This is a genomic window from Caulobacter sp. HMWF025 (assembly GCF_003060965.1).
Lineage (GTDB): Bacteria > Pseudomonadota > Alphaproteobacteria > Caulobacterales > Caulobacteraceae > Caulobacter.
On sequence record NZ_QAII01000027.1, the window covers coordinates 1 to 5,861 of the forward strand.

4 protein-coding genes are annotated in these 5,861 nt (G+C 65.7%); 2 read left to right on the forward strand and 2 right to left on the reverse strand.

The annotated features are described in order from the left end of the window. The first annotated feature begins 201 nt into the window (after positions 1-201). On the forward strand, positions 202-1,800 hold the full coding sequence (locus tag DBR10_RS03220; protein WP_158273150.1) for an amidohydrolase: 1,599 nt from the start codon (positions 202-204) through the stop codon (positions 1,798-1,800). A gap of 43 nt (positions 1,801-1,843) precedes the next feature. Here the strand turns inward: DBR10_RS03220 and DBR10_RS03225 are convergent, their stop codons facing one another. After that, complete coding sequence (locus tag DBR10_RS03225) at positions 1,844-3,457, reverse strand: ABC-F family ATP-binding cassette domain-containing protein (protein ID WP_108504396.1); 1,614 nt, start codon at positions 3,455-3,457, stop codon at positions 1,844-1,846. Positions 3,458-3,612: 155 nt separating this feature from the next. Beyond that, the gene (locus DBR10_RS19010) at positions 3,613-3,780 is read right to left on the reverse strand and encodes a hypothetical protein (protein ID WP_158272194.1); all 168 of its coding nucleotides are present in this window, start codon (positions 3,778-3,780) and stop codon (positions 3,613-3,615) included. A gap of 266 nt (positions 3,781-4,046) precedes the next feature. Here DBR10_RS19010 and uvrA point away from each other — a divergent pair. Beyond that, positions 4,047-5,861: excinuclease ABC subunit UvrA (gene uvrA / locus DBR10_RS19640; RefSeq protein WP_233243228.1), on the forward strand; the 1,815-nt coding region annotated here is incomplete at its 3' end.

Here is a 5,861-nt window from a genome sequence, read left to right on the forward strand (position 1 = left end):
CCTTTGGTATGGTCGCCGGGGTCATTCAGGCCTGTCCGAACGGGCATAGATCCGGCGGCGTGATTTCACGGGGGGGCATGCGACATGTGGGCATTCAGATCGGCTGCAACGATCCTGTCCCTGGCAGGACTACTGTTCGGATGCTCGGCACCTTCCGCGGACCCCACGGCGTCCGTCTATTCCGGGGGCGATATCCTGACCATGGCCGGCCACCAGCCGGTCTATGTGGAAGCCCTGGCCGTGCGCGACGGCAAGATCGTAGCGGCTGGTTCCAAGGCCCAGGCGCTCAAGGCCGCCGGTCGTGGCGCCCGTCAGATCGATCTGAAGGGAGCAACCCTGCTTCCCGGCTTCATCGATGCCCACAGCCACATGCTGAACTACGCCGATAGCCTGGTTCAGGCCAATCTGAACCCGCCGCCGGTCGGGGGCGTCCGGTCCATCGCCGACATCATCTCCGAGGTCGGACGACTGAAGGTCTCGATGAAGGCGGGCGACGGCGTTCTGCTCGTGGGTCAGGGCTATGATCCCGACCAGTTGGCTGAAAAGCGGCACCCGACAGCGGAAGAGCTCGACATGGCTTTTCCGAACAATCCCGTTCTGCTGATGCACGCCTCGGGTCACATGCTGGTGGCCAATACGGCGGCCATGAAAATCGCCGGAATCGACGCGTCGACCAAGGATCCTGAAGGCGGCGCGATCATCCGCAAGCCTGGAACAACCGAGCCCCAGGGCCTGTTCCAGGAAACCGCAATGCACCCGTTCATTCCCCAGGTCCAGGCCCCCCGGCCGCTGGACGAAAACCTGGTGCTCATCAAGCGCGCTCTCGGTCACTACGCGGCCAATGGCTACACCACCGCGGCAGAGCACCTTGTGATGCCGGACAAGATGCCCCTTCTGCAGGCGGCGGCCGACAGGGGAATCCTGACAATCGACGTCGAAGCCCTGCCAGCCTACCTCATGGCAGATCAACTGGTCGGAACCGGCAAGATCCGATGGGGTGAATTGAAGAATGGATTGAAATGGGCCGGCTTGAAGCTGGCGACGGACGGCTCTCCGCAAGGCAAGACCGCCTATCTGACCAAGCCTTACCTAACCCCGGTTCCCGGCTGCAAAACCGATTGCCGTGGCTTCCCCAACATCCCGCAGGACGAGCTCAACCGGCTGTTTGTTCTAGCCTACCGCAACGGGGTCCAACTCTATTCACACTGCAACGGCGATGCCTCGATCGACATGATGATCGCCGCACACCGGTTCGCAGAAAAGGACCTGGGCATAGTCGACTTCAACCGGCGCACGGTGATCATCCACTCCCAGATCATGCGGCCTGATCAGCTGGTGGCATACAAGTCCCTTGGCCTGCTGCCGAGCTTCTTCACAAACCACGTCTTCTACTGGGGCGATGTGCACCTGGCCAATCTGGGCGCGGAACGTGCGGCCTATATCAGTCCCATGGCCAGTGCGATGAAGGCGGGGATCAAGGCCACCAATCACACCGACGCGACGGTCACACCGGTCGATCCCATGTTCCTGGCCTGGACCGCCGTGAACCGTACCACCCGCTCAGGACAGGTCCTCGGCCCGGATGAGCGGGTCACGCCCTACCAGGCCCTCAAGGCAATGACCCTGAATGCCGCCTACGAGTATTTCGAGGAGACCTCGAAAGGCTCGCTCGAAACGGGCAAGACGGCCGACCTGGTCCTGCTGGACCACAATCCGCTCAAGGTCGCGCCGGATGCCATCAAGACCATTCGGGTTGTCGAAACCGTCAAGAGTGGCCGCAGCGTGTTCAAAGCCCCCTAGCCCATCCGGCGGTGACCAGCGGCCGGCGTCCTCGGTGCTGCACCTAGGTCGTCAGCCAGGTCCCAGAACCGCGCGCACCCGGCATTACCCGCCGCTCCACCCCGATCGCTTCCAGGAAGGCCCCGTCGTGACTGACCACCAGCAGCGCCCCGTCATACTCTGACAGGGCCGCCTCGACCGCCTCCAGGGAGGCCAGGTCGAGATGGTTGGTCGGCTCGTCCAGGATCAGGAACTGAGGAGGCGGTTCCGCACACAGCACGCAGGCCAGGGCCGCCCTGAGCCGCTCGCCGCCGCTGAGGGTGGCGGCCTGCTGCTGGGCAGCGGCGTTGCGGATCAGGAAACGGGCCAGCGCCGCATGGGCGTCATTGACGCTGGCACCCGGGTTCAGGCGACGGAAGTTCTCCAGGACTGTCTGGCCATCGTCCAGCAACGAAGCCCGCTGGTCGAGCATGGCCGCCGGAACCCCACGCCGCACAGTGCCCGCCGTCGGCTGCAGCGCGCCGGTCGCCAGCCGGATAAGCGTGGTCTTGCCTGCGCCGTTGGAGCCGCAGACCGCAAGGCGCTCGGGTCCAATGATCCGGAAGGACATGTCCTGCACAACCTTCTGCCCATCCGGCCAGGCGAAGGACACGTCCTCAAAGGCCAGCACTGGCTTGCCTGCCGGAAGGTGCGTGCCCGGCAGATCGAAGGCGAGCGCAGAGATTCGTTCGACCCGGGCCTCCGCCTGCGCCTTGCGATCAGCGGCTTCTCCGGCCAGCCGCTGGGCCAGCAGATTGGCGCGCCCCGCGCTCTGCTCGGCCCGGCGGGCCATGGCCCCCAGCAGGATCCTGGGCGCGCTGCCCTTGTCGGCAAAGCGCTGTCCGGCGGCATCACGGCACGCCTTGCGTTCACGGGCCTGCTGGATATCGCGGGCCACGCGCCGGCTCTCCCGCTCAGCTTCGTCCAGATCGCGGGTTGCGGCGGCGGTCTCTTCCGCCCTGCGCTGGGCGTAGAGCTCATAGCCTCCGCCGTAAGACCGCGCACCGAGAGACGACAGTTCGACGATCCGGTCCATGCCGCGCAGCAACGTCCGGTCATGACTGACGACCACTGCCCCGCCCCGCCAGCGGGACAGGATCCGGGCCACGAGGTCGCGGGCCTCCGCATCCAGATTGTTGGTCGGTTCGTCCAGCAGCAGGACATCAGGCGCAGCGAGCAGTTGCCGGGCCAGGGCCGCGCGCATGGCCTGACCGCCCGAGAGGCAGGAGGCCGGCCGAACCGGATCGAACCCCTCCAGCCCGACCTCGGCCAGGACCTCGTCGAGACGTGCCGGCAGGGTCCAGTCAGCGTCGGCGAAGTCGATGGCGTCGCCCTGCCCCGCCTCGATCCGAGCCAGCCGGTCCCAGGCCTCCACGGCACCCAGCAGGGCGATCAGGCGGTCATCCGAGGTGAGATCGGGGCTCTGGTCCAGGTATCCGACCGAGCCCGCATGACTGACAACGCCTGCGGAAGGCAGGCGGGTACCGGCCAGAATGGCCAGCAGGGTGGACTTGCCCACGCCATTGCGTCCGACGAGGCCGATGCGCTCGGCCCCGATCGAGAGGGTCAGGTTTTTGAAAAGTCCGCGACCGTCAGGCGTGGCGGCGGAAACAGAATCCAGAGTGATGAGGGCTGACATAGAGGCTCGCGGCCAGAGAGACGGGAAGGACGAAGTGGTCTTCCGTCGCGCTGATCATGGGAGCCTCCTGCGGTCATCGGCGAGGGGTCCGGCATAAAATCAGCCGTACCCAGCACCCAGAAACTATCCACTCCCCTGGCCGGGAGCAAGCCGGGCTAGTTCGGAACGGCCGTCACCAGGACATAGATCAGCGACCCGACGCCAATGGTGAAGGTCCAGAAGTCCTTCTCCGCCGAGCGGGGCTTGGGGCCCTTGGCATCCTTGATGGCCTTCTTGCCCTTGCCGGCCTTTGAGACGTCAGCGGGATTGGCTGCTTTGCCCATGGTGTGCTCCGTTCAGGGACCAATTAGCGCCAAACTGCTGAAGGCCACGCTTCCAGGCAGGGTTAACCGTTTGCGGACATCACGCCGGGCTCCCGGGCGGCTGCGGCCTGCTGACACCTGCTGTCAGCAGTTTGGCGCTGGCAACGCACGCGACATTTGTTCGCATCTTGTTCTTGTGTTAACTCCCCCAACCGAGCCCTACATATAGCCGCTGCGCTGCACCTTCCCGGCAGCCCCCAAATCGCGATCCAAGCGTTCCGGACATCATGGCTGAGCAACTGAACTTCATCCGCGTGCGCGGTGCCCGCGAACACAATCTGAAAGACGTCAGCGTCGATATCCCGCGTGGCGAACTGGTCGTGCTGACCGGCCTGTCGGGCTCGGGCAAGAGCTCGCTGGCCTTCGACACCATCTATGCCGAGGGCCAGCGGCGCTATGTCGAGAGCCTTTCAGCCTATGCCCGCCAGTTCCTGGAGCTGATGAGTAAGCCGGACGTGGACCTGATCGAGGGCCTGTCGCCGGCCATCTCCATCGAGCAGAAGACCACCAGCCGCAATCCGCGCTCGACCGTCGGCACGGTCACCGAGATCCACGACTATATGCGCCTGCTGTGGGCGCGGGTCGGGACGCCCTATTCGCCGGCCACCGGCCTGCCGATCGAGAGCCAGACCATCAGCCAGATGGTCGACAAGATCACCGTGCTGCCCGAAGGCACCCGCCTCTACCTGCTGGCGCCCGTCGTGCGGGACCGCAAGGGCGAGTACCGCAAGGAAATCGCCGAATGGCAGAAGGCCGGCTTCCAGCGCCTGAAGATCGACGGCGAGTTCTATCCGATCGAGGACGCCCCGGCCCTCGACAAGAAGTTCAAGCACGACATCGACGTGGTCGTGGACCGCATCGTCACCAAGCCGGGCATGGAGCAGCGGCTCGCAGACTCCATCGAGCAGGCCCTGCGGCTGGCCGACGGTCTGGCCGTGGCCGAATGGGCCACCGTTGACGAGGGCGAGAAGGAGCCGCGCCGGCTGCTGTTCTCCGAACGCTTCGCCTGCCCGGTCAGCGGCTTCACCATCGCCGAGATCGAGCCGCGCCTGTTCTCGTTCAACAATCCGGCGGGGGCCTGCCCGGCCTGTGACGGCCTGGGGGCCAAGCTCGCCTTCGACGCCGACATGGTGGTGCCCGACAAGGACAAGAGCCTGCACAAGGGGGCCGTGTCGCCCTGGGCCAAGGGCCCCTCGCCGCTCTATACCCAGACCCTGCAGGCCCTGGCCCGGCACTACGGCTTCTCGATGGACGAGCCGTGGCACAAGCTGCCAGCCAACGCGCGCGACGTGGTCCTGCACGGCTCCAGGGGCCAGAAGATCAAGTTCGTCTATGACGACAATGCCCGCAAGTACGAGGTCGACAAGCCCTTCGAGGGCGTGCTGCCCAATCTCGAGCGCCGCTGGCGCGAGACCGACAGCGCCTGGGTGCGGGAAGAACTCGGCCGCTACCAGTCCGACACCCCCTGCGAGGTCTGCCACGGCAAGCGCCTGAAGCCCGAAGCCCTGGCCGTGAAGATCGCCGGAATGGACATCGCCCAGGTGTCGCAGCTGGCCATCCGCCCGGCCAAGGACTGGTTCGCCGGCCTGGAAGGCCAGTTCACCGACAAGCAGATGGAGATCGCCCGGCGGATCCTGAAAGAGATCAATGACCGCCTGCGGTTCCTGGTCGATGTCGGCCTGGACTACCTGAACCTGTCACGCGGCTCGGGCACCCTGTCGGGCGGCGAGAGCCAGCGCATCCGCCTGGCCAGCCAGATCGGTTCGGGCCTGACGGGGGTTCTCTATGTGCTGGACGAGCCGTCGATCGGCCTGCACCAGCGCGACAATACCCGCCTGCTGCAGTCGCTGCAGGGCCTGCGCGATCTCGGCAACTCCGTCCTCGTCGTCGAGCACGACGAGGAAGCCATCCTGACCGCCGACTATGTCATCGACATGGGCCCGGCCGCCGGGGTGCACGGCGGCGAGATCATCGCCCAGGGCAAGCCGGCCGACATCATGGCCAATCCCGCCAGCATCACCGGCCAATACCTGACCGGGGCC